The 853-nt window shown below is 66.6% G+C and carries 1 protein-coding gene; it reads right to left on the bottom strand.

Features of this window, described 5'->3' with window-relative positions:
* Positions 1-7: 7 nt before the first annotated feature.
* Positions 8-813 (bottom strand): IS5 family transposase gene (locus ACFPMG_RS26650; protein WP_376998257.1). Its coding sequence is split into 2 segments (ribosomal slippage): positions 8-486 and positions 486-813, totalling 807 coding nucleotides; the frame shifts between segments, so codons are not numbered across the junction.
* Positions 814-853 lie beyond the last annotated feature (40 nt).

Raw genomic sequence — 853 nt, 5'->3', positions numbered from 1 at the left:
AGAGCGCCTAACAGAACCATTTCTGGACGAAGCGCCAGCAGATGAGGCTGGCGGCGATGTGATGGAAGGCGGTGAAGATGTCGGCGCGCCGCTCGTAACGGACGGCGAGACGGCGGAAGCGGGCAAACCAGGCCAAGGTGCGCTCGACAACCCAACGGTGTCGGCCCAGGCGCTCGCTGCTTTCGATGCCGCGGCGGGCGATGCGCGGAATGATGGCCCGCCGTCGCAGCGCTTGTCGGCAGAAGGCGAAATCATAGCCCTTGTCGGCGTGCAACTTGATAGGGCGTTGTCGTGGGCGGCCGGCGCATTGCCGGATCGCCGGCACGGCATCGACCACCTCCTCCAGCAACTTGCTGTCGTGCCGGTTGGCTGGAGAAATCCTCACAGCCAGGGGGATGCCGTTGGCATCGACGAGGATGTGGCGCTTGGAGCCCGGTTTGCCGCGGTCCGTCGGGTTCGGCCCGGTCGCCTCGCCCCCCTTTTTGCCGGGACGGCAGCGCTGTCCACGGCGGCCCGCTCCCAGTTGATCGCGTTGGCGTAGCCCAGACGATCCAGGAGAACGCGGTGCAAGCGTTCCCAGACCCCGGCGCGGTGCCACTCGTGCAGCCGGCGCCAACATGTCATGCCCGACCCGCAGCCCATCTCCACCGGCAGCAGTTCCCAAGGAATGCCGGTGCGCAGCACGAACAGGATGCCGGTCAGCACCGCGCGGTCGTCCAGCCGGGGTCGCCCGCCCTTCGGTTTGGGCGGATCGGGAGGAAGCAACGGTTCAATCAGCGCCCATAGGGCGTCGGAAACGAGAGGTGCAGCCATGCCCCTCCTAACAGCCCAAAGCCCGTTTTGTTAGGCACTT

Origin of the sequence: Azospirillum himalayense (genome assembly GCF_042657465.1) — a bacterium.
GTDB lineage: Bacteria > Pseudomonadota > Alphaproteobacteria > Azospirillales > Azospirillaceae > Azospirillum > Azospirillum himalayense.
This window is presented reverse-complemented; position numbering and strand designations above follow the sequence as displayed.